Raw genomic sequence first — 22,750 nt, forward strand, 5'->3', positions numbered from 1 at the left:
CGATCACAGACCAACTAGCTGACGGTTCGTCAGATCGGCGCTACGGTATGCGCCATGGAGACCTTCCCGAAGATCATCTCGGTGGACGACCACACGGTGGAGCCCCCCAACGTCTGGCGGGACCGGCTCCCGTCCAGGTACCGCGACATCGGCCCCCGCATCGTCCGCGCCCCGCTGAAGGAAATGACCTTCCTCGGCGGCAGGTTCGCCCCCGTCATGGGAGCACCGGGCGACGACGGCCCGATCGGCGACTGGTGGGTGTACGAGGACCTGCACCGGCCGCTCACCCGACTCGACACCGCCGTCGGGTACGACCGCGACGAGATCAAACTGGAAGTCATCACCTACGAGCAGATGCGCCCCGGCTCCTTCTCGGTTCCCGACCGGCTCGCCGACATGGACGTCAACCACGTCCAGTCGGCCCTCTGCTTCCCGACCTTCCCCCGCTTCTGCGGCCAGACCTTCACCGAGGCCGCAGACCATGAGCTGGGGCTCCTCGGCGTACGGGCCTACAACGACTGGATGGTGGAGGAGTGGTGCGGCCCCGACGCCCGGGGCCGACTCATCCCGCTCACCCTCATCCCGCTCTGGGACGCCCGGCTGGCCGCCGCGGAGGTCCGCCGCAACGCGGCGCGCGGCGTGCGCGCGGTCGCCTTCTCGGAGATACCCCCGCACCTGGGCCTGCCGTCCATCCACACCGACGAGTGGGACCCCTTCCTCGAGGCGTGCGACGAGACCGGCACGGTCATCGCCATGCACATCGGCTCCTCGTCCCGCATGCCGTCCACCTCCGCCGACGCCCCGCCTGCGGTCGGCTCCACCATCACCTTCGCCAACTGCTGCTTCTCCATGGTCGACTGGCTGATGAGTGGCAAGTTCGAGCGTTTCCCCAACCTGAGGATCATGTACGCGGAGGGCCAGATCGGCTGGATCCCGTACATCCTCGAGCGCGCGGACGTGGTCTGGGAGGAGAACCGCGGCTGGGGCGGGGTCGCGGACAAGGTGCTCCGCCCGCCGTCCGAGCTGTTCGCCGGGCACGTGTTCGGCTGCTTCTTCGACGACGCGTTCGGCCTGAGGAACCTCGATTCGATCGGCGTCGGCAACGTCCTCTACGAGACGGACTACCCCCACTCCGACTCGACCTGGCCGAAGTCCCGGGAGGTCGGCGAGGCGCAGATGGGGCACCTGGCGCCGGACGTGGTCGACCGCATCGTGCGCGGCAACGCCATCGACCTCCTCGGGCTCACCCCGGACGGCCTGTGGGCGGGACCGGGCTCGGCTGCCTGACCCGCCCGGTCGGGCCGGTGCCCGACGGCTCGCGGCCGTGCCCGGCGGCGCGGTCACGATCAGGAGGGAGACGGCCGGGCCGGCCGGGCACAGGGCCGGCAGCAGCGCGGCGACGCCGTCAGCGCGGCGAGGCCGGCCGCCCGAGCCGGTGAGCGACTTCACCCGGATCCCGGCCGCCAGCCGCATCGCGCTCGTGCCGAACCCGGATTGGGGCCGGCGTGCGTCCGAGGCGTGCCCGCGCGGATCGGTCGACTGCCCTACGCGGACGGGCCGCCCGGTGCGTCGGGCGGCCCGTCGTCGATCGGGGCCGGGCTACTTCGGGGTGGCCCAGACCTGGCGCTTGTTCGTGTTCGCCGTGTAGAGCTGGACCACCGTGCCGTTGGCGGTCGCGCCGCCGGTCACGTCGAGCACCTTGCCCGATGCCACGTGGACGATCTGACCCTTGGCGTTGACCGACCAGCGCTGGGCCGCCGAGCCGTTGCAGTCGTAGAGGCTGATCTTGTTGCCGTTCGTGCTCGCGTTGCGCGCGTTGTCCAGGCACTTGCCGAACGCGCGGAAGGTGCCGTCCTTGCCCAGGATCCAGGACTGCGCCGCGGAGCCGTTGCACGTGTAGAGCTGGATCTGAGTGCCGTTTGCGGCCTTGCCGCCCTTGACATCGAGGCACTTGGAGCCGATTCCGGTCACCTTGCCCTGCGGGGACAGCGTCGCCCCGGCGCCGGCCGCGAGGCGCCGCAGGCCCTGGACGTCGTACTGCTGGACATAGGTGCCCGCCCGCTTGTCCTGGTAGGCGTAGGCGGGCGAGCACATGACCGGGAACTGGCCCGAGTCGGTCCCCTTGACGCAGTCACCCCTGGTCAGGCTGCGGTTGGCGTGCGTCAGGCCCAGCGTGTGCCCGAGCTCGTGGCTGATGTGGTTGCGCATGTACGTCTCGCCCATGGCGGCGGTCGGCTTGCCGGCCGGGGTGAAGAAGGAGTCGTCGATGTAGGCGTGTCCGCTGGTCACGGTCTCGGCCACGGAAGAGCTGGTGAAGCCGCAGCTGAGGTTGGCGGTGCCGGTGCCGTCGCGGACGACCTTCCAGCCGGTGCTGCCCATGGTGCCCTCGCCGGCCGGCGGGACGCACGGACGGTGCAGCACGCCCACGATCACCTCGCCCTTGGGCCGGACGTAGTCCCAGCCGACCGGCTTCGTGTCGACGGTGACCGGAAGGTTCGTGATGCGGCGCAGGTCCGCCGCGGACGCCTGCACGTACGGACCCAGCCAGTCCGCGGACTTCTGGTCGTAGAACTTGATCGTGTAGCCGGTCGCCAGCCACTTGGTCGCGCCGCTCAGCTTCCAGCCCTCGCCCTGCGGCGCGGTGGGCGCGGCTGCCGCCGCGGCCGACCTGGTGGCGGCCTTCGGCGCCGCCTGCGTCCCGAGCGACATGACGCCGTTGCTGAAGACGGTGCCGTCGCTGCCGTGGACGGTGGAGTCCTCCACGTGGGCGTCGGGCGCCTCCCCGGCCGGCGGGGCGCTGTCCGCGCCGTCGACGGCGCTCCCGATGCCCGCCGCCCCCGTGGTGTCCTCGGTGCCGAACGCGGTGGAGGGGAGCTGAAGGGTTCCCACGATCGCGGCCGCGGCCGCCGCGGCAACGATGGATATTCGGTGCTTGCCTGTGAATCGCAAGTGTTCGTTGCCCTCTCGTCAAGAATCTCTTTCCGCGCGCCCGCGCGACGGCGGGGGCGGCGAGAATCGAAGCGATGATAGGCCAATAGCCCCAAAGTCCTCTCCGGAGGCCCGAGTTGAACGCCGTGTAGGCACTGCCGGCGGTGACTGGCCGGTTACCCAGGGGTCGTCGCGTGCCTTGCACCCGGCGCCGCGGTCAAGGCATGCTTCGCCAGGGCAAAGCGGAAGGATCATCATGCCGGTGGACAAGCGGAGCGTCGTGACGGCCGTGCTGTGCGCGGTGGCTGCCCTGGGGGCCTCCGCGGCGGTGGCGAAGCTCGCGCCTCCGCCCGAGGCGGCCGCGCCCGTGCGGGCCGAGGCCGCGAAGCCCTCGCTCCCGCCCGCGGGCCCCTCGCGCTCGCACGAGCCGAAGCCCCAGCTGTCCGGTCTGCCCGGGACCACCCTGCCGCCGGCCGTGACGCCCCCGCCGGGCGGGCCCGCCGCCTTCACCGGCGCCCTGTTCACCAACGGCCTGGACAGCGACCACTTCTGCACCGCCACTGTGGTGCACAGCCCCGGCCGCAACCTCATCGTCACCGCCGGGCACTGCCTGCTCGCCGGGAAGCAGGGCGACGGGACCGCCGTCTTCGCGCCGGCCTACGCCAACGACAAAGCCCCGTACGGCACATGGAAGATCGAGGAGGTCTTCGAGGACGACCGCTGGTCCGAGGGCACCGACGACGACTACGACCTCGCCTTCGCCACCCTCGCCCCCGACGCCCAGGGCCGCTCGATCGAGGACGTGACCGGCGCGGCCGTGCTCGACACCACCGGCCGGGCCGGCGAGGAGGTCACCGTCACCGGGTACCCCGCCGACCGCAAGGTCCCCCGCACCTGCACGGCGACCGCGGTGCGTGAGAGCCCGACCCAGCAGCGCTTCGACTGCGCGGACTTCCCGGGCGGGACCAGCGGCAGCGCGTGGATCGCACGCGACGGGAAGATCATCGGCATCCTCACGGGCGGGGACACCGACGACGTGTCGACCAGCACCGTGCTGGGGGAATACGCCGCCTCGCTCTACACGAAGGCCACGTCCCAGGCCCCCGCCTCCCGCTAGCGGGTGGGTCGCAGAGCAGGCCGGGCCACTGCCGGAAGGCCTGCTCGATGACGATCCGCGGCTCGGCGGTGCGATGGGCGAAGGGAGGGAGCGGCCGGCCCTGCCCGCAGATGAGGGGGCGGGGAATCCCCCGAGGGCGAATCCGCACGAAGGGCGGCACGTGTCGCCACTCCCCGGCCTCGCAGTGCCGACGGCGGGCGGTCAGGCCAGCAGGCCCAGGTGGACCGGTTCGGGCGGGCTGTTCGTGAGGAGGTCCGACAGCCGGGGCGGCCAGACCGGTTCGCCCAGCGTGGCCAGGCGCCGCGCGGAGAGCCACTGCCAGTGGATGCCGGGCTCCTCCAGGACCGGCTCCCGGTGCGGCCCCCTGGTGACGTAGATGTGCTCGTGCTGGCGCACCGGTACGCCCTGGTGGGTGAAGTCGTGCTCCCAGGTGCACAGCAGGCGCTCCGGCTCCAGGTCGGTCCACCCCGTCTCCTCGCGCAGCTCGCGCCGCACGCAGTCCTCGGGGCTCTCACCGGGGTCGATGCCGCCGCCGGGCGGCAGCCAGTGGATGCCCACCTCCACGTTGTCCTCACGGAAGAGGAACACCGACCCGGTGGGGGACAGGATGACAACGCGCGCCGCGTGACGTGGAGTTCGCCTCATCGAGTCAGGGTACGTCGGTGATCGGCTCCAGGGGACGGGTCCCGCTCCCCATGTGCCCCGGAGCCGGTCGCCACGCCGCCGCCCACGGCCCCGAGGGGGGCCACCCAGGACACGTCGCCCGTACGGGCGTGGACCGCCGCGCCCGCCCCGTCCACGACGATTCCGGCCGGCACGCCGAGCCCACAGGGCGGTCCGACGATCCGTGTCCGCTTCCCGGTGCCCGGCGTGGCGCGCACATCGCGGACAAACCGGGTCTGAAGGTGCGCTGATGTACGGTCGGGTGAATGAGCAAGCACGCCCGAGCACGCTCCCGCCCCGCCGGTACGAAACGTCGTGCGGCGCGCCGCGCGGCGCTCGCCGCCACCCTCGGCCTGGTGACCTTCACTGCCGGATGGGTGTACGTCGCCCAGGACCCGGAACAGGCCGCGGGCGCGGCGCAGTCCAGCACGGACTCCCGCCCGCAGCCCGTGGACCGGGTGGCGCGCGACACCCCGCGGTCGCCCACGCAGGGCCTGACCGGGATCAGCGAGCAGACCCGGGCGAGGATCCCGGCCGAGTCCCGCCAGCTCATCCTGGTCACCGGCAAGGCCGTGGACTCCTCGGAGTCCACGGCCACCCTGTACACCCGGCCCGCGCCCGGGGCCGACTGGGTCAAGGCCGAGAGCTGGCCGGCGCGCAACGGGGCCAGGGGCTGGTCCACGGAGCGCACGTACGGCGACCTGACCTCGCCGCAGGGCGTCTTCGCACTGACCGACGCGGGCGGCCTGCTGTCCCCGCCGCCGGGCACGAGGCTCCCGTACGACGAGGACCGGGGTTTCGTCGCCACCGGCCGCGGGGTCAACGGGGAGTCCCTGGTCGGCTCCTTCGACTACGTCGTCGCCATCGACTTCAACCGCCGCCCGGGTCATTCCCCGCTGGACCCGGTCAAGCCGGAAGGCGAGGACAAGGGTGGCAACATCTGGCTGCACGTGGACCACGACGGCCCCTCCCAGGGCTGCGTCGGCATCCCGAAGGAGGCCATGCGCAAGGTCCTGGAGACCCTGGACCCGGCGGCCAGGCCGGTCATCGTGATGGGGCCGGAAGGCTTCTGACAGGGGCGGCGGCGGCCGGTCGGGCGCCGAGGCTCGGGACGCCCACCGGTTCGCCTGTCCAGGTCGTTCTGCTGCGCGGGGGATGGGGCGCAGCCGTTCCGGGCGTGGAGCGCGGCGCGGGCCCGCTCGGCCTGCTCTGCCCGCTCTGCCGGGGTGGGTGCGTCTCGGGGAACGGGCCAGGCGGGAGCGTGGCGACAGCTCTTCGGCGGCGGCGGCCGCGGCGGCGCGTCCGGCCTTGGCCTCCTCGGGGATGCGGGGGTCGGCGTCGGCTGTGAGCGTGCTCCTGCCTGTGCCGTACGGGCACGGGTGGCGCCCGTACCCGCACGTTGCGGCCGGTGGGTCCGGCCCCGCCGGGACCGTCCCGGGATCGCCCCTCCCCCTTGTCTGACGGGCCGTCAGGTATCACGATGGCCCCGGCACCGATATGACGAACCGGCAGACGAAGGCGAGGCGGGCCCGCCATGGCGCGCGTGTTTCCGGAAGGTCGGCTGGTCTACGGGATGCAGCTCCCGGTCCAGTCGCAGAGCACCATCTACGCCGAATCCTGGGAGGCGTCGGCCGGCGCCGCCGATCTCGCCGAGATCGCGCGGGCCGCCGACCGGTCCGGCTTCGCATACGTGGCCACCTGCGACCACGTGGCGATACCGCGGCGGCTCGCGGGAGCCATGAGCACCGTCTGGTACGACCCGGTGGCCACCCTGTCCTTCCTGGCCGGGGTCACCGGGCAGGTGCGCCTGCTGAGCCACGTGGCGATCCTCGGCCTGCGCCACCCGCTGATCAGCGCCAAGCAGTACGCCACCCTCGACCACCTCTCCGGCGGCCGGCTGATCCTCGGCGTCGGCGCCGGCCACGTCCAGGAGGAGTTCGACGCCCTCGGTGTGGACTTCGCGCGCCGCGGCGCCGTCCTCGACGAGACCCTGGACGCGCTGCGGGCGGCGCTGGGGCCGGGGGAGTACCCGGAGTTCGAGGGCGGGCGGTTCGCCTTCAGGGACCTCGGACAGCTGCCCCGGCCCGCCCAGGAGCGGATCCCCGTCTGGGTGGGCGGATCCTCGCCCGCCGCCGTACGCCGGGCCGCCGTCCGCGGGGACGGCTGGCTCCCGCAGGGCGACCCGCGCGACCGGCTCCCGGCGCAGATCGCCCGTATCGCGCAGCTGCGCGCCGAGGCCGGCGTCACCGGCCCCTTCGAGGTCGGCGCGATCACCGAGGCGCTGTACGTCGGCGAGCCCGGCTGGGACACAGGCCGGCACACCCTCACCGGCAAGGCGGAGGCGCTCGCCGAGTCCCTGCGCGAGTACGCGGCGCTCGGCGTCGACCAGATCCAGGTCCGCTTCCGCAGCCGCGACCGCGCCGAACTCGTCGACCAGATCTGCGCCTTCGGGGCCGATGTCGCCCCGCACCTCAACGACTAGGAGCACGGGCATGGGCAAGCTGGACGGGCGCGTCGTCGTCATCACCGGTGCGGCGCGCGGCCAGGGCGAGCAGGAGGCGCGGCTCTTCGCCGCCGAGGGGGCCAAGGTGCTCCTCGGCGACGTGCTGGACGAGCAGGGCGCGGCGGTGGCCGAGGATCTCGGCGAGGACCGGGCCCGGTACGTGCGGATGGACGTGAGCCGGGAGGAGGACTGGGCGGCCGCTGTCGCAGCCGCGAAGGAGGCCTTCGGGCGGATCGACGGCCTGGTCAACAACGCCGGCATCCTGCGCTTCAACGAGCTGGCCGCGACCCCGCTGGAGGAGTTCCGGCAGGTGGTCGAGGTCAACCAGGTGGGCACCTTCCTCGGCATCAAGGCGGTGGCGCCCGAGATCGAGGCGGCCGGCGGCGGCACCATCGTCAACACCTCCTCGTACACGGGCCTGACGGGCATGGCGTACGTCGGCGCCTACGCCGCGACCAAGGCGGCCGTCCTGGGCCTGACCCGGGTGGCCGCGCTGGAGCTGGCGGACAAGGGGATACGGGTCAACGCGATGTGCCCCGGCGCGGTGGACACCCCGATGGCCAACCCCGGCCTGCTGGACCCCGCGAACATGACCGACGAGGCCCGCGACGCCATGGCGGAGCTCTACCGGCGGGTTGTCCCCATGGGCCGGGTGGGTCGGCCGGAGGAGATCGCCAGGCTGGCGCTCTTCCTGACCGGCGAGGACTCCTCGTACATCACCGGCCAGCCGTTCGTCATCGACGGCGGCTGGATGGCGGGCGTCAGCATCCTGTAGCCCAGCCAGCTGATGGGACGTCAGGTATTGACGCTCCAGGCTCCGCGATGGAACAGTCGTGACATCAAATCTGACGCAACGTCAGAAAACAGAGGACGGTGAACCCCTTGGAATTCGGTCTCTTCGTGCAGGGATACGTGCCTGAGGCGCGGTCCAAGGTCGACCCCGAGGCAGAGCACAAGGCGCTGGTCGAGGAGACCGAGTACGTCATCCAGGCCGACAAGTCCGGCTTCAAGTACGCCTGGGCCTCCGAGCACCACTTCCTGGAGGAGTACTCGCACCTGTCGGCGAACGAGGTGTTCCTCGGCTACCTCGCGCACGCCACCGAACGCATCCACCTCGGCTCCGGCATCTTCAACCCGCTCGCCCCGGTGAACCACCCGGTCAAGGTGGCCGAGAAGGTCACGATGCTCGACCACCTCTCCAAGGGCCGCTTCGAGTTCGGCACCGGACGCGGCGCGGGCAGCCACGAGATCCTCGGCTTCCTGCCCGGCATCGAGGACATGAACGGCACCAAGGAGATCTGGGAGGAGACCATCGCGGAATTCCCCAAGATGTTCCTCCAGGAGGAGTACGAGGGGTTCCAGGGCAAGCACTGGTCGCTGCCGCCGCGGAAGGTCTTCCCCAAGCCGTACGGCAAGGCCCACCCGGCCATGTGGTACGCCGCCGGGTCGCCGTCCTCCTACGCGATGGCGGCCAAGAAGGGCCTCGGCGTGCTGGGCTTCAGCGTGCAGAAGGTCTCCGACATGGAGTGGGTCCTCGACCAGTACAAGACGGCCATCCGGGAGGCGAAGGCCATCGGCGCCTTCGTCAACGACAACGTGATGGTCACCTCCACCGCGATCTGCGCCGAGACCCACGACAAGGCCGTCGAGATCGCCGTCAACGCCAACATGAACCGCTTCCAGTCGCTGGTCTTCCGCTACCACGACACCTTCCCGCGGCCCGAGGCGATCCCGCAGTGGCCCGAGACCCTGCCGGAGTACAACGCGGAGATCATCGAGCTGCTGATCGCCGAGGAACTCCTCATCTGCGGCGACCCCTCGGAGGTCCGGGCCCAGTGCAAGCGCTGGGAGCAGGCGGGCGCGGACCAGCTCTCCTTCGGTCTGCCGACCGGCGTCGGCCACGAGGACACGATGACCACGATCAAGCTGATCGGCGAGCACGTGATCCCGCACATCGACACGGACCCGGTCCACCGCACCACGCGCTTCCGGCAGTCGGCCTGACCCCTGCGGGGCGCACCGACGGGGACGGCGTCTTCCCGGACCGCCGTCCCGCACCGGCCCCGGCCGGAGGCCATGCCGAGGCCGCGGTCGCCCCGGCGGCCTCCGGCCGGGGCATGCAGGGGCGCCGCCCCCGCACCCCCGCACCCCCGCGCCTCGAACGCCGGCGGGGCTGGACATCGCAGAAGGGACGTCATGCTCGACCACCTGATCAAGGGCGCGACCGTCGTGGACGGCACCGGCGCCCCCGCCCGCGTCGCAGACCTCGGCATACGCGACGGCCGTATCGCCGTCATCGCCGAACCCGGCACCGTCGCCGAAGAAGCCCGCACCAGCGAGGACGCCACCGGCCTCGTCCTCACCCCCGGCTTCGTCGACCCGCACACGCACTACGACGCCCAGCTCTTCTGGGACCCGTACGCCACGCCCTCCATGAACCACGGCGTCACCACCGTCGCCGGCGGCAACTGCGGCTTCACCCTCGCCCCGCTCAACCCGGCCCGCCCCGAGGACGCCGACTACACCCGCCGCATGATGAGCAAGGTCGAGGGCATGGCCCTCAAGGCCCTCGAGGAGGGCGTCGACTGGACCTGGTCCACGTTCGGCGAGTACCTCGACGCCCTGGAGGGCCGTATCGCCGTCAACGCCGGCTTCATGGTCGGGCACTGCGCCCTGCGCCGCCACGTCATGGGCGAGGACGCCGTGGGCGGACAGCCCACCCCCGAGCAGATGCAGCAGATGCTCGACCTCTTCCACGACGCCATGAACGCCGGCGCCTGGGGCCTGTCCACCACTCAGTCCTCCACCCACTCCGACGGCACGGGCGCCCCCGTCGCGTCCCGGCACGCACGGCCCGCCGAGCTCCTCGCGCTCTCCCGCGCCGTCGCCGAACACGAGGGCACCCAGCTCGAAGCGATCGTCGCCGGCTGCCTCGACCAGTTCTCCGACGAGGAGATCGACCTCTTCGTCGACATGAGCGCCGCCGCCGGAAGGCCCCTGAACTGGAACGTCCTCACCATCGACGCCGCCGTCCCCGAACGGGTCCCGCGCCAGCTGATCCCCAGCGAGCGCGCCCGCAAGGCCGGCGGCCGCGTCGTCGCGCTCACGATGCCGATCCTCACCCCCATGAACATGTCGCTCGGCACCTTCTGCGCGCTGAACCTCATCCCCGGCTGGGGCGAGGTCCTCGGCCTGCCCGTCCCCGAGCGGATCGCCAGGCTCCGCGACCCGGGCGTACGCGCCGAGATGCTGCGCCGCGCCGACAGCAAGGAGGCCGGCGTCTTCCGGCGCCTCGCCCACTTCGGCCGCTACGTCATCGGCGACACCTACAGCAAGGAGAACGAGGGCCTTTCGGGGCGGGTCGTGGGCGACATCGCGGCCGAACGCGGCCAGGACCCCTTCCAGTGCCTGGTGGAGATCTGCGCCAACGACGACCTGCGCACCGTGCTCTGGCCGATGCCCACCGACAACGACCCGGCGAGCTGGGCGCTGCGCGCCGAGACCTGGCAGCACGAGGACGTCATGCTCGGCGGGTCCGACGCCGGTGCCCACCTGGACCGGATGTGCGGCGCCCCGTACACGACCCGCTTCCTCGGCGACTGCCTGCGCGGCCGCAGGCTCGTGCCGCTGGAGGAGGCGGTACGGATGCTCACGGACGACCCGGCCCGGCTGTTCGGGCTGCGCGAGCGCGGCCGCCTCGCCGAGGGCTACCACGCCGACCTGGTCCTCTTCGACCCCGAACGGATCGAGGCGGGCCCGGCCACCCTCGTCCACGACCTGCCCGGCGACAGCCCCCGCCTGGACGCGCGGGCCATCGGCATCGTCTCGGTGCGCGTCAACGGCGTGGAGACCGTCCGCGACGACGAGGTCACCGGGGCCGTCCCCGGCATCGTGCTCAGGTCGGGCCGGGACACGAGGACGGTGAGCACCCGTTGAACGCACAACCCCTCTACATCGGCGGCGAGTGGGTGGAGCCTGCCGGCGGCCACTACGACGTGGTCAACCCGGCCGACGAGTCGGTGGTCGGTCTCGCCCCCGAGGCCTCGCGCGCACAGGTCGCGGACGCGGCCCGCGCCGCGGCCGAGGCCTTCGAGAGCTGGTCGCGCACGACGCCGCAGGCACGGGCGGCGATCCTCGACCGGGCCGCGGACATCATGCAGCGCGAGTTCGAGCCGTGGACGGCCCTCGCGCAGGCGGAGACCGGCGCCCCGACCGGCATCGCACGGGGCATGCAGGTCGGCGTCGGCGTGGCCCGCTTCCGCAGGTACGCCAAGGGCGCCCTGGAGGCCGTCGAGAAGGGGCTGCCACCCCAGGTCACGGAGGCCGGCCCGATGGGCAGGGCAAGCATCCTGGGCGCGCTGGAGGTCCGGCAGCCGGTCGGTGTGGTCACCTGCATCACCTCCTACAACAACCCGTGGGCGAACCCGGCGGGCAAGGTGGCCCCCGCCCTGGCCATGGGCAACACGGTCGTCGTCAAGCCCGCCCCGCAGGACCCCCTGTCCGTCTTCAAGATGGCGCAGGCGCTGCACGAGGCCGGGGCCCCGGCGGGCGTCGTCAACGTGGTCGGCGGGCAGTCGGTGGAGGTCGGCGAGGCCGCCGTGGACTCCCCCTACGTGGACATGGTGTCCTTCACCGGCTCCACCGGCGTCGGACAGCGCATCGCGGAGGTCTGCGGCCGCACGATGAAGCGGCAGCTGATGGAACTCGGCGGCAAGGGCGCGGCCGTCGTCATGGACGACGCCGATCTGGACGCCGCGGTGATGGGCATCGGCACCACCTTCTCCTTCTACTCCGGCCAGATCTGCACCGCCCCGACCCGCGTGATCGTCCACCGGTCGGTCTACGAGCAGCTGGTCGAGAAGCTCACCGGCTACCTGGCCTTCATGAAGGTCGGCGACCCGGCGGCGGCCGGGACGGTGGTCGGCCCGGTCATCTCGGCGGCGCACCGCGACCGCGTGGAGTCGTACATCGAGCTGGGGAGGAAGGAGGGCGCCCGGATCGTGCACGGCGGCGAACGCCCCGTGGTCGGGGACGGGCGGGGCTTCTACGTCGCCCCGACCCTGCTCGTGGACTGCACGAACGACATGCGGGTGGTCCGCGAGGAGATCTTCGGCCCGGTCGTCGTGGTCGTCCCCTTCGACGGCGACGAGGACGAAGCGGTCCGGCTGGTCAACGACAGCGACTTCGGCCTGCTGAGCTACGTGTGGTCCGGGGACACGGCGCGCGCCTTCCGCATGGCGCGGCGGCTGCGCGCGGGCGGGGTCGGCGTGAACACCGTCGGCCGCAACATGGAGGCCCCGTTCGGCGGCTTCAAACGCAGCGGCGTGGGCCGCGACGTCGGCTCGTACGCCCTGCACGCCTACAGCGAGATCCAGTCGATCGTCTGGACGGCGTAGCCCGCCCGGCACGGACGGTGCGGACCGCGGGCGGGCCCCCGGAAGGGCCCGCCCGCACCGCTACCCCTCTTCCCCTTCCGGCCAGGGGAAGCCGAGGGCTTCGGCGTCCTCCCGCCGGGCATGGCGCAGGTCCGCGAGAAGCGGGGATCGCCGGCCGCGAGCCGCCGGATCGCCGCGTCCGCCTGCGCCTGCGGCGAGGAGCCGTCGTCCGGGACGAGCCACTCGAAGTACAGCCGCGGTCCGTTCGGGACCTGCGTCCGGAACCGAGGCCGCGTCCGTGGAGGAACGAGACCACGACCGTACCGGGATCGTCCCGGGCGGGGTGCGCCTCGACGTCGCCGCAGTCCCATGCGGCCGACACCTCGGGCCTGTCCCGCAGACCCGGGCGATGAACAGGGCGGTGGTGTGGGCCCGCCACTCCCACTCCCGGTCCCGTACGGCCCGGGTGATCTCTGCGTCGTACGCGGCGGCGTCGAACCGCAGGGCCGTGGGTTGTGGCCCCTGCACGCCGTCGAGCCGGACGACTTCGGAGAGCCGGGCGACGGGCACGGGCCACGGCGCGGGCGGACGGTCCGTCGGAGCGTCCGTCGGCGGGAGCAGCAGGGCCCGGGCGCTCACCGGGCGGGGTGGGACTCGATTCCGTAGGTCATGCCCGGCAGCATGCCGCAGTGATCATCCGGCGTCCAGCGAGAAGACGGCCTCGCCGCGGACCCGGCCGTTGACCTGTAGCTGCACCAGGTGCTCGCCGGAGTGGTAGCGGCGGGTGGTGATCGGCTTGAAGGAATGCCGCCTGGTGCCGGCCAGGGTCTCGCCGGGGGCCAGCGGACGGGTGACGAGCTTGAAGACCTTCGGGGTGCGGGTGCCGTTCGCCTTCGTGTGGTGCACGACGTAGTCGATGACGAGCTCGGCCGGGAGCTCGCCGGTGTTGGTGACGGCGTAGTCGAAGACGAGGTACTCCCCGACGGCCACGCGCGCCGTGGTCACCACCGGCCCGTGCACCGTGACCGGTACGTCCGGGGCGTGCCCGAGGAGGGTCAGCGCCTCGGGCCGGCCGGCCTTGACCAGGGTGCGCAGTCCGTGCCGTACGACGCGGTCCGTGGTGTCGGCGGGCTCGGCCAGCCAGCGGGCCGCGGTCTCCACGGCGAGGAGGGGATGGTCCCGGCTGATGTCGTTGAGGTGGTTGGAGACGGAGCGGCGGACGTACTCGGACGTGTCGAGGTAGAGGGCGTCCAGCACCGGCAGGGCGGGGCGCGGGTCGGCGACGAAGGCGGGGAGCTGCGGGGCCCACGGCAGCCGGGGCCGCGTGCCCTCGCTGGCGAGGCGCCGCACGTGCGGGTCCGGGTCGTCCGTCCACTTGCGTACGACGGCCAGGGCCCGGTCCGGGTCGGCGCGCAGGAAGGGCCGCACCGCGGATTCGGCGGTCAGCCGGGAGGTGAGGTCGTGCAGCAGCTCCAGTCCGGGCTCGAACACCTCCAGCCCGCGGACGGCGACGGCCTCGTTGACGGGGAAGGTCATCCACCCCTCGAAGCCGGGCTCGGCCAGGGCCGTGCGGACGACGGCCTCGAAGCCGGGCCAGTCCTCGGGGAGGTCGGCCAGCACGGCGTCGCGGACCGCGGCGACCCGCCCGCTGTACGACAACCCGTCCAGGGCGGCGGCGCGGGCGGTCAGGGCGGGCGCGGACCGGCGCCCGCCGGCCCGGGCCAGCAGGCCCGCAAGGGTGGTGACGGTGTCCGCGCTGAGGAGCTCATCGGCCGTGGGCATGGGGACAGTGTCGCGGATCGCGCACCCGGCGGGTCTTCTGGGCGGACGGCGCCCGCGGGCACGGTTGACGCGCGCGGCAGGTCGACCCTCATATCCCGTTACCGGTGGTCACCGCAAAGTCACGAGGGAAACTTTGAAAAAGTGCAAATCGGACATGCCTGCGGTTTCCGCATCCTGAAAGACTCCTGGCCGGGCCTGTTGAATCGCGGCTCGAATCCTGAGTGAACCTTGTATTAAGTGCCCGCGAACTGTCTCGACCTCGGGATTCCAAGGCGTCGCGGGATGCTTCCATCCGGACTTCGATCCTCCGGATGTGGAAAACGCACCATCTAACGTCCTGACCCATGACTCAGCTGGACGTTCGGCCTCAGGCCGGAGACACGGTAAGCGGCGTCGCCGAGGGCGATGTCCGCGGCAAGGGCCTCGGCAAGGGCTCCGTAGGGCTCGTGGGCAGCGCCGTCATCGGCATCTCCACGGTCGCCCCCGTCTACTGCCTGACCTCGACCCTCGGCTCCACCGCCGGCGAGGTCGGCATGCAAATGCCCGCGATCTTCCTCGCCGGCTTCCTCCCGATGCTCCTGGTCGCCTTCGCGTACCGCGAGCTCAACAAGGCCATGCCGGACTGCGGCACCTCCTTCACCTGGACCGTCAAGGCCTTCGGCCCGCGGATCGGCTGGATGTGCGGCTGGGGCCTGGTGATCGCCACGATCATCGTGCTCTCCAACCTGGCGGGCGTCGCGACCTCCTACTTCTGGCTGCTGGCCGGCGAGGTCACGAACAATCCGTCGATCGCCGCCCTCGACGACAACAAGCTCGTCCACATCGCCACCTGCCTGATTCTGATCGCCGTCGCGACCGCCATCAGCTACCGCGGCATGACCGCCACCAAGGGCGTCCAGTACGCCCTGGTCGGCCTCCAGCTGGTCGTGCTCGCCGTCTTCGTCGCGATGGCCTTCCAGAAGGCCTCCGCCGGCACCTTCGACACCGGTCTGGACTTCTCCTGGTCCTGGATGAACCCCTTCGCGGTCGAGTCCATGGCGGCCTTCACCGCCGGACTTTCGCTCTCGATCTTCATGTACTGGGGCTGGGACGCGTGTCTGGCCACCAACGAGGAGACCACCGGCTCCACGAAGACCCCCGGCCGCGCCTCGCTCATCGCCATGGTCGTCCTGGTCGGCTCCTACCTCGCCACCGGCGTCGCCGCCCAGATGGCCGTCGGCTCCGGCGGCGAAGGCCTCGGCCTCGCCAACGAGGAGACCTCCGACAACGTCTTCGCGGCCCTCGCCGGCCCGGTGATGGGGCCGGTCCTCGGCATCCTGCTGTTCATCGCAGTCCTGGCCTCGGCCGCGGCCTCCCTGCAGACCACCTTCATCCCGGTGGCCCGCACGGTCCTCGCCATGTCGACGTACGAGGCGCTGCCGCCCTCGTACGCCAAGGTCCACCCCAAGTTCAAGACCCCGGGCCGCGCCACCGTCATGGCGGGCGCCGCCACCGGTCTCTTCTACACGGTGATGACCCTGGTCAGCGAGAACGTCCTGACCGACACGATCTTCGCGCTCGGCCTGATGATCTGCTTCTACTACTCGCTGACCGCGTTCGCCTGCGCCTGGTACTTCCGCGCCGAACTGCGCCGCTCCTCCCGCGACCTGCTCTTCAAGGGCGTCCTCCCGGTCCTGGGCGGACTGCTGCTGGCCGCGGTCTTCTGCAAGACCCTCTTCGACATGTGGGACCCGGCCTACGGATCCGGTTCCACCGTTCTCGGCGTCGGCAGCGTCTTCATCATCGGCGTCGGCCTGCTGGCCCTCGGCCTGGTGATCATGTTCGTCACCGAGCGCCGCAGCCCCGCCTTCTTCCGCGGCGAGGTCCTGACCAAGTCCACCCCGTCCCTGGTGGTCGAGGACTGACACCCCGCCGCAACGCCCCGCCGAGTCATCCCCGCGGCCCCGGATCGATCCCCCCGATCCGGGGCCGCCGGCGTTCCCGGCGGTGACCTCGGGTGCGGGAGGTCGTTGGGCCGGGCATGACTGCCATGAAGCGCACCCTTGCCGCCCTGGTCCTGTCCGGCGGCGCCGCCCTCGCACTCGTTCCCGGCGCCGCGCACGCCGCCGACGAGCCCTCCGGTGCGGCGCCGCTCGTCGGCCGCGTCGTCGACATCGCCGACCACCCCGCGCAGACCGTCCAGGACGCGAAGACGGCGGTCGGCGTCACCACGGGTGCGGTGGGCTCCGCCTCGAAGGCGACCGACAGCTCCCTCTCGGGCGCCGGGACGGCCCTGGACGCCGGCCTGCCGAAGACACCGAAGGTCGGCTGAGCCCGGCGCCCGCACGGGCAGCGGTACGGCGGCCGGAGGAGTTCGTTGAGCAGCGCATGATCCTCTGGCTGCTCAACCACGTCAGCACCTTCGTCATCGCCGTCCTGCTCGTGGGCGGCCTCACCGGCCTCGCCGCGGCCGGGAGCGCGGCCGCCCGCCGCCGCTTCCCGCACCTCGCCCAGGGCGAGCACAACGAGATGGTCGGCGTCGCACTCGGCATGTTCGGCGCGATCTACGGCATCATCCTCGCCTTCGTCGTCGTGACCCTGTGGACGCAGCGGGAGAACACCCAGAACATCGTCGCCGCCGAGGCCGCCGACCTGGCCGCCGTCGTCCGCAGCGCCGACGCCTTCCCCGCGGCCGACCGCGCGCGCGTGCACACGGCCGTCGGCGCCTACTCCCACGCCGTCGTCGAGGTGCAGTGGCCCCTGATGCGGGAGGGCCGGCCGAGCTACGGGGCGACCGGCGCGCAGACGCACGGCCTGTACCGGGCCCTCCTGGCCTACGAGCCGCAGGGTCCGCGCGCCGAGACCTTCTACGCGGAAGCGGTCGCCCGCCTCAACGACCTCAACTCGCAGCGCCGCGCCAGGATCACGATGGCCGAGACCTCGCTGCCGGTCCTGCTCCAGGTGCTCGTGTACGGCGGCGCGTTCGTGATCGTCCCGCTCACCTTCCTCTTCGGACTGCGCAGCCTGAAGATGCAGCTGCTCTTCGTGTCGGCGGTGGCCGGACTGATCGGCTTCAGCCTGCTGCTGGTCGTGGCCCTGGACCGGCCCTTCGCCGGGGACCTGAGCGTGAGCCCGGCGCCGTACAAGGAGGCGGTCCTGGCGCAGTTCTGGGCGGCCGACGCCCCGGCCGATCAGCCCCAGGTGCGGGAGCAGAGCACCAGCCGGTAGCCCTCGGGGTCGGCGACGGTCACCCTCACTGGTCCCCGTACGGGTTGTGGACGGCGACCCGGGTCCCGCCGTGTCGACCGGGCCGCCGCACGATGACGGCGACCCCATGCTGGGGGATTGCGCTTTCCCGGCGCGGCCGCCCCCGCTTGCGGACGGAATGGGTCCGCAAGCAGGGTGAGTTGCACGCCACATGACGACCGACACACTCCATGACGCCGACCGTTCCTTCCTCTTCGTCCTCGGCAGCTCCCGGCCGGAGGGCAACACCGAACTCCTGGCCCGAGCGGCCGCCGAACAGCTTCCCGCGGGCATTGCGCAGCGCTGGGTCGACCTGGCCAAGGACCCGCTGCCCGACTTCCAGGACGGCCGGCACGAGGACGGAACGTGGCCGGTGGGCGAGCGCGAGGAGGAGCTGCGCCGGCTCACGCTGGAGGCCACCGACATCGTCATCGCCTCGCCTCTGTACTGGTACACGGTCTCCGCGAACACCAAGCGCTACCTCGACTACTGGTCCGGCTGGCTGGGCGTCCCCGGCCTGGACTTCAAGAAGCGGATGGCCGGCCGCACCCTGTGGGGCGTCACGGCGATGTCAGAGGAGGACGAGGTCCGCGCCGACGGGCTGATCACCGCCCTCAACCACTCGGCGGCCTACCTGGGTATGCGCTTCGGCGGAGTCCTGCTCGGCAACGGCTCCCGGCCCGGCCAGGTGCGCGGCGACGAGCGCGCCATGACCCGTGCCAAGACCTTCTTCGAGCGCGAGGCCCCGCTCGCCCGGTTCCCCGGCGAGGAGGGGGCGGGGGAGCGGTAGGCGTGGTCGCGCCGCCGTTCGGCGGGTGGCGGCGACGCCGCCCGGGAACGCGGTCCAGACGTCCCGCGTGACGGCCGGCTCCGGGCCGGCCGTCACCTCGCCGGTCCCGGACGTGCACGGCGCCGGGGCAGGCGGCGACCTCGACGCAGTCGTCGCCGTCGCCGCTGCTGCAACTGCTCTTGTACTTCGGAGTCGGAGGCATCCGGGCGGAGCTGCCCCGGCGGGGCCCACCCCCTGCGGCAGTCATGTAGTGGGCATATAAGCTCCGCCTGCCCGTCATGTGAGGGACACAGGACGGACCTGCTGAGCTGGGGGCTCCATGAGATTGCTGCCTATGGGCAGAAGCATGCGCGAGAGACCGGGGAGAGGCAGGTCCGCGGTCGCGTCCGGAGCCCTGCTGCTCTCCGTACTGGCATCGTTCGCCGGCCAGACCGGACCCGCCGCCGCGGCGGCACCGCCCGCCGCGACCGCCTCACCGCAGGCAGGCGCTGCCGCCGGAGCCGCTCCCGAGGCCGGCCCCGAGGCCGCACCCGCGCCGAAGAGCGATCCGGTGGGCGACCGCGAAGCCGTCGTGCGCTCGCTGCAGCAGAGCGGCCAGGCGGGCGGCGCCTGCCCGGCGGCCCTGCAGCCGAGCACGATCGTCACCTGCGCGGTGGAGCCGAACACGACGGCCTCCCTCTCGATCACACTGGCCGCGCCGGACGTGGTCGTCCTGCAGGTCGTCACGTCGCCCGGGATCATCCGGCCCGAGCTGGTGTCGCCCACGGGCGCCACCGTCACGTGTGAGCACGTGCTGGGATCGGCCGACTACGCGTACGGAGCGGTCCGCTGCCCCGCCGCCCAGGCGGGCACCTACACCATGAAGGTGGAGAACGGCACCGGCTCGCAGACCCAGGTCTGGGCGTCGTACCTGCCGCTGGTCTCCTCCACCACGTGCACGACGGTCGCTCCCGCGGACCGCACCCTCGGCGCCCCCAAAATCTTCCAGGGCTCCCTGCCGGCCGGCTCGGCAGGTGACTGCTACGCGCTGGACCTGGTCGCGAACGACGTGCTCCGCACCTACTCGTCCTCCAAGGACATCCACCACATCGTCCACGACGCGACCGGCAAGCAGATCTGCGCCGGCGTGCGCGACTGGCAGGACACGGGGAGCGTCGCCCTCGACTGCAAGCTCGCCGGAACCGCACCGTTCCGCATGACGGCGCTCAGCGCCCTCGGGGCGGGCCAGGCGGCCTACGACGTCACCCTGGCGCGTCTGTCGAAGCCTGAGGGCTGCGCGGTGGTGGATCCGCAGGCGTTCGGGGTCTCCCCGGACCTGAGCTCCACGGTGCGATGCCGCACCCTCCGAGTCGCACAGCCCGCCTGGCACTCCTTCGGTCCGGTGGCGTCCGGTCCCGCCCCCGCCGGCACGCTGTTCAACGCGGCCGGCGTCGCGATGCCCGGTTCCTGCCAGTACGGCGGATGCGATCTGCCCGCCGGCGACCACACGTGGGCGGCCACTCCGAAGCCGGAGGCGCCCGCCGCCTTCGGCATGGCCTTCCACTCCGCCAAGGAGACCCGGGGCTGCACCGCCACCCACGACAACGGGCTCGTCGCCGGGCCGGCGACCGGCACCTTCGGCGGACCCGGGCAGAAGCTGTGCCTCACCCTGCCGACCGCCTCCGGAAAGGGCGTGTACCTGCTCGACCGGACGCCCGCCGGCGGGCAGGCCGCAGGCGCCGTGGTGTACGACGCGTCCGGCCTCAAGCAGTGCGAGTACTCCGGCTACCACCCCGTCTGCAAGCTGACCGGTACCGCGCCCTTCCGGGCCGTCCTGACCGGCACGCCGTCGAAGGCGTACGCGCTGGCGGTCCACCGGACCGGCGAGGCCGCGGGATGCGCGGCCTGGCCGCAGACCGGCTTCGACGGATCGGTGGGCGCACAGGCGTCGCTGACCTCGGGCGGACTGCAGACCTGCCTGAGCCTGCCGGCCGACAAGCATGCGACCGCCGAGGTGCTGGCCTACTCCGCCCCCTTCAACCGGGGGTCGGCGACCTTCTACGCCGCCGACCCCGCAGGCAACGTCGCCTGCATCGGCGGCTCCGTCCTGACGTGCCCCCTCGCGTCCGGTACCCCGTACACCGTCATGCTGGTCGGACAGACCGCGGACACCTACAAGCTGGCCCGGCGTGACATCTCGGCCACGGCGAACTGCACCGCCCCGGTGTCCACGAAGGTCGGCGGCCAGGCCGCGTCCTTCGACCTGACCTCGGCGCTCGACGCGCGGTGCGTGCGGGTGAGCGGCGCGGCCACCGACAAGTTCTGGCTGGGAGCCCGCACGGCCGGCGGCAAGGACGCCCCCTCGGCGACGCTGCAGGTGGTCGACGCCGGTGGCCTCTTCAGGTGCCGGCAGTACACCGCGGCCTGCCGGGTCGCCGGATCCACGTCGTACGTCGCGATCGTCCACACCACGGACTACGCGGGCAAGCCGATCCACGCCGACGTGGACACCTGGAAGGTCGCCACGTCCACGGGGTGGGTCCCGGAGTGCACCGCGAACCGGATCTCGGTGGCGGGCTTCCCGTATCGCAGCGGGGTGCTCACGCAGGCCTCCACCGCGTACTGCGCGGTCATGGACATGAAGCCTTCGCAGAGCTTCGGCGTCGGCGGGCAGTTCACGTCCAACGACCTGGCCGTCGCGGCCACTCCCGAGCGGAGTCTGCTGGGCCCCGGCGTATGGGAGGGCACCGGCACCACCTCCAAGTACGGGTGCGACGGGTACGGCCTGTGCTCCGCCGAGAGCGACGCGCAGGCCGGCCAGGCCGTCCTGATGCTGAGCTCCGGCAGGGCTGCACCGCCGGTGGAGTTCACCATGAACGGATCCTGCGTCACGGGATGCACCGGGCAGCAGCCCAGCCCGTGGGTGTCCGGGATCAGCCCTGCCACCGGTCCCGCCGGAACGTGGAATCAGGCGGTCGTCCACGGGCAGAACCTCACCCTCGGCATGGAGTTGATGCTCATGCCCAGCGGTACGCAATACGAACAGGGCCCCTACCTGAAGCCGCTGTCGGTGAGCCCGGACGGGACATCGATGAAGGTGCTGGTCGACACGACCGGCCTGCAGCCGGGCCTGTACGACGTCGGGCCCTTCATCGGGCACAGGATCACCAAGGCGTACACGGTGACGGCGCCGACGGCGGCCGTCAAGAGCCGGTTCGTGCCGCACGGTCCGTTGCGGTTCCTGGACACCCGCGACGGCACGGGTGCGGCGAAGCAGCGGGTCGGTCCGGGCGGGGTCGTCACCCTGCAGGTGGCCGGTGTGAAGGGCATCCCGGCGAGCGGGGTGACGGCCGTGGTGATGAACGTGACCGCGGTCCAGCCGACCGAGGCCGGGCACGTGATGGTCTACCCGAACGGGCAGCCCACGCCCAAGGTGTCGAACCTGAACTTCGCACCCGGGCAGATCGTGCCGAACCTGGTGACGGTGCCGGTCGTGAACGGGAAGGTCGACCTTCGCAACAACGCCGGGTCGGTGGACCTGATCGCCGATGTCACCGGCTACTACACCGGCCAGGCCGGCGCGGGCTCCGCGCTGAACCCGGTCACCCCCGCCCGGTTCCTGGACACCCGTGACGGCACGGGTGCGGCGAAGCAGCGGGTCGGTCCGGGCGGGGTCGTCACCCTGCAGGTGGCCGGTGTGAAGGGCATCCCGGCGAGCGGGGTGACGGCCGTGGTGATGAACGTGACCGCGGTCCAGCCGACCGAGGCAGGCCATGTGACGGTCTACCCGAACGGGCAGGCGGCGCCGGGCGTGTCGAACCTCAACTTCACTCCCGGGCAGATCGTCCCCAACCTGGTGACGGTGCCCGTGGTGAACGGCAAGGTGGACCTGCGCAACAACTCCGGGTCGGTGGACCTGATCGCCGACGTCACCGGCTACTACGCGGCCGAGGGGTCGGCCTTCTCGGCCGGCGCGCCGGTCAGGCTGCTCGACACCCGCGACGGCACCGGCGCCCGCGCCGGAGCCGTCGGCGGGGGCAGCATCGTCAGCCTGCAGGTGGCCGGGGTCGAGGGCGTGCCGCTCACCGGAGTGACCGCGGTGGTCCTGAACGTCACCGTCACCGGACCGACCGACGCGGGCCACCTGATCGTCCACCCGCACGGCACCGGACGTCCGGGCGTGTCGAACCTCAACTACACGGCCGGGCAGACCGTTTCCAACCTGGTGGTCGTCCCTGTCGTGGACGGTCGGGTGACGTTCTTCAACAACTCTGGCTCCGCCCACGTGATCGCCGACCTGAACGGATACTTCACGTCCTGAGGACGCGCGGCAAAGTGAGCACCGGGCCCGTCCGATCGCATGATCGGGCGGGCCCCGCCGCTGTACA

16 protein-coding genes and 1 pseudogene are annotated in these 22,750 nt (G+C 72.1%); 13 read left to right on the forward strand and 4 right to left on the reverse strand.

Annotated elements, in window-relative coordinates:
• The first annotated feature begins 54 nt into the window (after positions 1-54).
• Complete coding sequence (locus ACZ6JS_RS16120) at positions 55-1,287, forward strand: amidohydrolase family protein (RefSeq protein WP_469298376.1); 1,233 nt, start codon at positions 55-57, stop codon at positions 1,285-1,287.
• Between the two features lie 312 nt (positions 1,288-1,599).
• Here the strand turns inward: ACZ6JS_RS16120 and ACZ6JS_RS16125 are convergent, their stop codons facing one another.
• On the reverse strand, positions 1,600-2,949 hold the full coding sequence (locus tag ACZ6JS_RS16125) for an RICIN domain-containing protein (protein ID WP_469298378.1): 1,350 nt from the start codon (positions 2,947-2,949) through the stop codon (positions 1,600-1,602).
• A gap of 241 nt (positions 2,950-3,190) precedes the next feature.
• On the opposite strand from ACZ6JS_RS16125, the gene ACZ6JS_RS16130 reads away from it, so the two are divergent.
• Complete coding sequence (locus ACZ6JS_RS16130) at positions 3,191-4,045, forward strand: trypsin-like serine peptidase (protein ID WP_469298380.1); 855 nt, start codon at positions 3,191-3,193, stop codon at positions 4,043-4,045.
• Positions 4,046-4,246: 201 nt separating this feature from the next.
• Here ACZ6JS_RS16130 and ACZ6JS_RS16135 read toward each other — a convergent pair whose 3' ends face one another.
• Entirely contained in the window at positions 4,247-4,690 is a 444-nt protein-coding gene (locus ACZ6JS_RS16135) for an NUDIX hydrolase (RefSeq protein ID WP_469298381.1), read from the reverse strand.
• A gap of 284 nt (positions 4,691-4,974) precedes the next feature.
• On the opposite strand from ACZ6JS_RS16135, the gene ACZ6JS_RS16140 reads away from it, so the two are divergent.
• The 6 genes from ACZ6JS_RS16140 to ACZ6JS_RS16165 all read left to right on the forward strand — a co-directional run bounded on the left by ACZ6JS_RS16140 (position 4,975) and on the right by ACZ6JS_RS16165 (position 12,607).
• Entirely contained in the window at positions 4,975-5,781 is an 807-nt protein-coding gene (locus ACZ6JS_RS16140; RefSeq protein ID WP_469298383.1) for a L,D-transpeptidase family protein, read from the forward strand.
• Positions 5,782-6,242: 461 nt separating this feature from the next.
• Positions 6,243-7,190: a TIGR03619 family F420-dependent LLM class oxidoreductase gene (locus ACZ6JS_RS16145; protein WP_469298384.1), complete on the forward strand. Its 948-nt coding sequence runs from the start codon at positions 6,243-6,245 to the stop codon at positions 7,188-7,190.
• Positions 7,191-7,200: 10 nt separating this feature from the next.
• Positions 7,201-7,986, forward strand: a complete 786-nt coding sequence (locus tag ACZ6JS_RS16150; RefSeq protein WP_469298386.1) for an SDR family NAD(P)-dependent oxidoreductase — start codon at positions 7,201-7,203, stop codon at positions 7,984-7,986.
• Positions 7,987-8,093: 107 nt separating this feature from the next.
• On the forward strand, positions 8,094-9,215 hold the full coding sequence (locus ACZ6JS_RS16155; RefSeq protein WP_469298777.1) for an LLM class flavin-dependent oxidoreductase: 1,122 nt from the start codon (positions 8,094-8,096) through the stop codon (positions 9,213-9,215).
• Between the two features lie 192 nt (positions 9,216-9,407).
• The gene (locus ACZ6JS_RS16160; RefSeq protein ID WP_469298387.1) at positions 9,408-11,147 is read left to right on the forward strand and encodes an N-acyl-D-amino-acid deacylase family protein; all 1,740 of its coding nucleotides are present in this window, start codon (positions 9,408-9,410) and stop codon (positions 11,145-11,147) included.
• Positions 11,144-12,607: an aldehyde dehydrogenase family protein gene (locus tag ACZ6JS_RS16165; RefSeq protein WP_469298389.1), complete on the forward strand. Its 1,464-nt coding sequence runs from the start codon at positions 11,144-11,146 to the stop codon at positions 12,605-12,607. The genes ACZ6JS_RS16160 and ACZ6JS_RS16165 overlap by 4 nt, the downstream gene beginning before the upstream one ends.
• A 672-nt stretch (positions 12,608-13,279) precedes the next feature.
• Here the strand turns inward: ACZ6JS_RS16165 and ACZ6JS_RS16170 are convergent.
• Positions 13,280-14,368 (reverse strand): DNA alkylation repair protein, encoded by a 1,089-nt coding sequence (locus ACZ6JS_RS16170; RefSeq protein WP_469298391.1) that lies wholly within the window; start codon positions 14,366-14,368, stop codon positions 13,280-13,282.
• 344 nt (positions 14,369-14,712) lie between these two features.
• Between ACZ6JS_RS16170 and ACZ6JS_RS16175 the strand changes: the two genes are divergently transcribed.
• The 4 genes from ACZ6JS_RS16175 (at position 14,713) to ACZ6JS_RS16190 (ending at position 18,383) form a co-directional block, all read left to right on the forward strand.
• The gene (locus ACZ6JS_RS16175) at positions 14,713-16,272 is read left to right on the forward strand and encodes an APC family permease (protein WP_469298392.1); all 1,560 of its coding nucleotides are present in this window, start codon (positions 14,713-14,715) and stop codon (positions 16,270-16,272) included.
• Between the two features lie 116 nt (positions 16,273-16,388).
• Positions 16,389-16,679 carry a hypothetical protein gene (locus ACZ6JS_RS16180; RefSeq protein WP_469298394.1) on the forward strand — a complete coding sequence of 97 codons (291 nt, stop codon included), beginning with the start codon at positions 16,389-16,391 and terminating at the stop codon, positions 16,677-16,679.
• A 56-nt stretch (positions 16,680-16,735) separates the two neighbouring features.
• Positions 16,736-17,575, forward strand: a complete 840-nt coding sequence (locus ACZ6JS_RS16185; RefSeq protein ID WP_469298396.1) for a bestrophin-like domain — start codon at positions 16,736-16,738, stop codon at positions 17,573-17,575.
• Positions 17,576-17,765: 190 nt separating this feature from the next.
• The gene (locus tag ACZ6JS_RS16190) at positions 17,766-18,383 is read left to right on the forward strand and encodes a flavodoxin family protein (protein ID WP_469298397.1); all 618 of its coding nucleotides are present in this window, start codon (positions 17,766-17,768) and stop codon (positions 18,381-18,383) included.
• A gap of 139 nt (positions 18,384-18,522) precedes the next feature.
• Here ACZ6JS_RS16190 and ACZ6JS_RS16195 read toward each other — a convergent pair.
• Positions 18,523-18,663: pseudogene (locus ACZ6JS_RS16195) on the reverse strand (hypothetical protein); the annotation flags it as partial.
• Between the two features lie 66 nt (positions 18,664-18,729).
• Between ACZ6JS_RS16195 and ACZ6JS_RS16200 the strand changes: the two are divergent.
• Positions 18,730-22,683, forward strand: coding sequence for a hypothetical protein (locus ACZ6JS_RS16200; protein WP_469298398.1), 3,954 nt, complete (start codon positions 18,730-18,732; stop codon positions 22,681-22,683).
• Positions 22,684-22,750: the final 67 nt, after the last annotated feature.

The sequence above is a fragment of the Streptomyces sp. NPDC046349 genome (assembly GCF_055587885.1).

Coding starts and splice junctions, on each gene's coding strand:
- ACZ6JS_RS16120 (WP_469298376.1), top strand. CDS start 55: ATGGAGACCTTCCCGAAGATCATCTCGGTGGACGACCACACGGTGGAG.
- ACZ6JS_RS16135 (WP_469298381.1), bottom strand. CDS start 4,690: ATGAGGCGAACTCCACGTCACGCGGCGCGCGTTGTCATCCTGTCCCCC.
- ACZ6JS_RS16140 (WP_469298383.1), top strand. CDS start 4,975: ATGAGCAAGCACGCCCGAGCACGCTCCCGCCCCGCCGGTACGAAACGT.
- ACZ6JS_RS16145 (WP_469298384.1), top strand. CDS start 6,243: ATGGCGCGCGTGTTTCCGGAAGGTCGGCTGGTCTACGGGATGCAGCTC.
- ACZ6JS_RS16150 (WP_469298386.1), top strand. CDS start 7,201: ATGGGCAAGCTGGACGGGCGCGTCGTCGTCATCACCGGTGCGGCGCGC.
- ACZ6JS_RS16160 (WP_469298387.1), top strand. CDS start 9,408: ATGCTCGACCACCTGATCAAGGGCGCGACCGTCGTGGACGGCACCGGC.
- ACZ6JS_RS16170 (WP_469298391.1), bottom strand. CDS start 14,368: ATGCCCACGGCCGATGAGCTCCTCAGCGCGGACACCGTCACCACCCTT.
- ACZ6JS_RS16175 (WP_469298392.1), top strand. CDS start 14,713: ATGACTCAGCTGGACGTTCGGCCTCAGGCCGGAGACACGGTAAGCGGC.
- ACZ6JS_RS16180 (WP_469298394.1), top strand. CDS start 16,389: ATGACTGCCATGAAGCGCACCCTTGCCGCCCTGGTCCTGTCCGGCGGC.
- ACZ6JS_RS16185 (WP_469298396.1), top strand. CDS start 16,736: ATGATCCTCTGGCTGCTCAACCACGTCAGCACCTTCGTCATCGCCGTC.
- ACZ6JS_RS16190 (WP_469298397.1), top strand. CDS start 17,766: ATGACGACCGACACACTCCATGACGCCGACCGTTCCTTCCTCTTCGTC.
- ACZ6JS_RS16200 (WP_469298398.1), top strand. CDS start 18,730: ATGCGCGAGAGACCGGGGAGAGGCAGGTCCGCGGTCGCGTCCGGAGCC.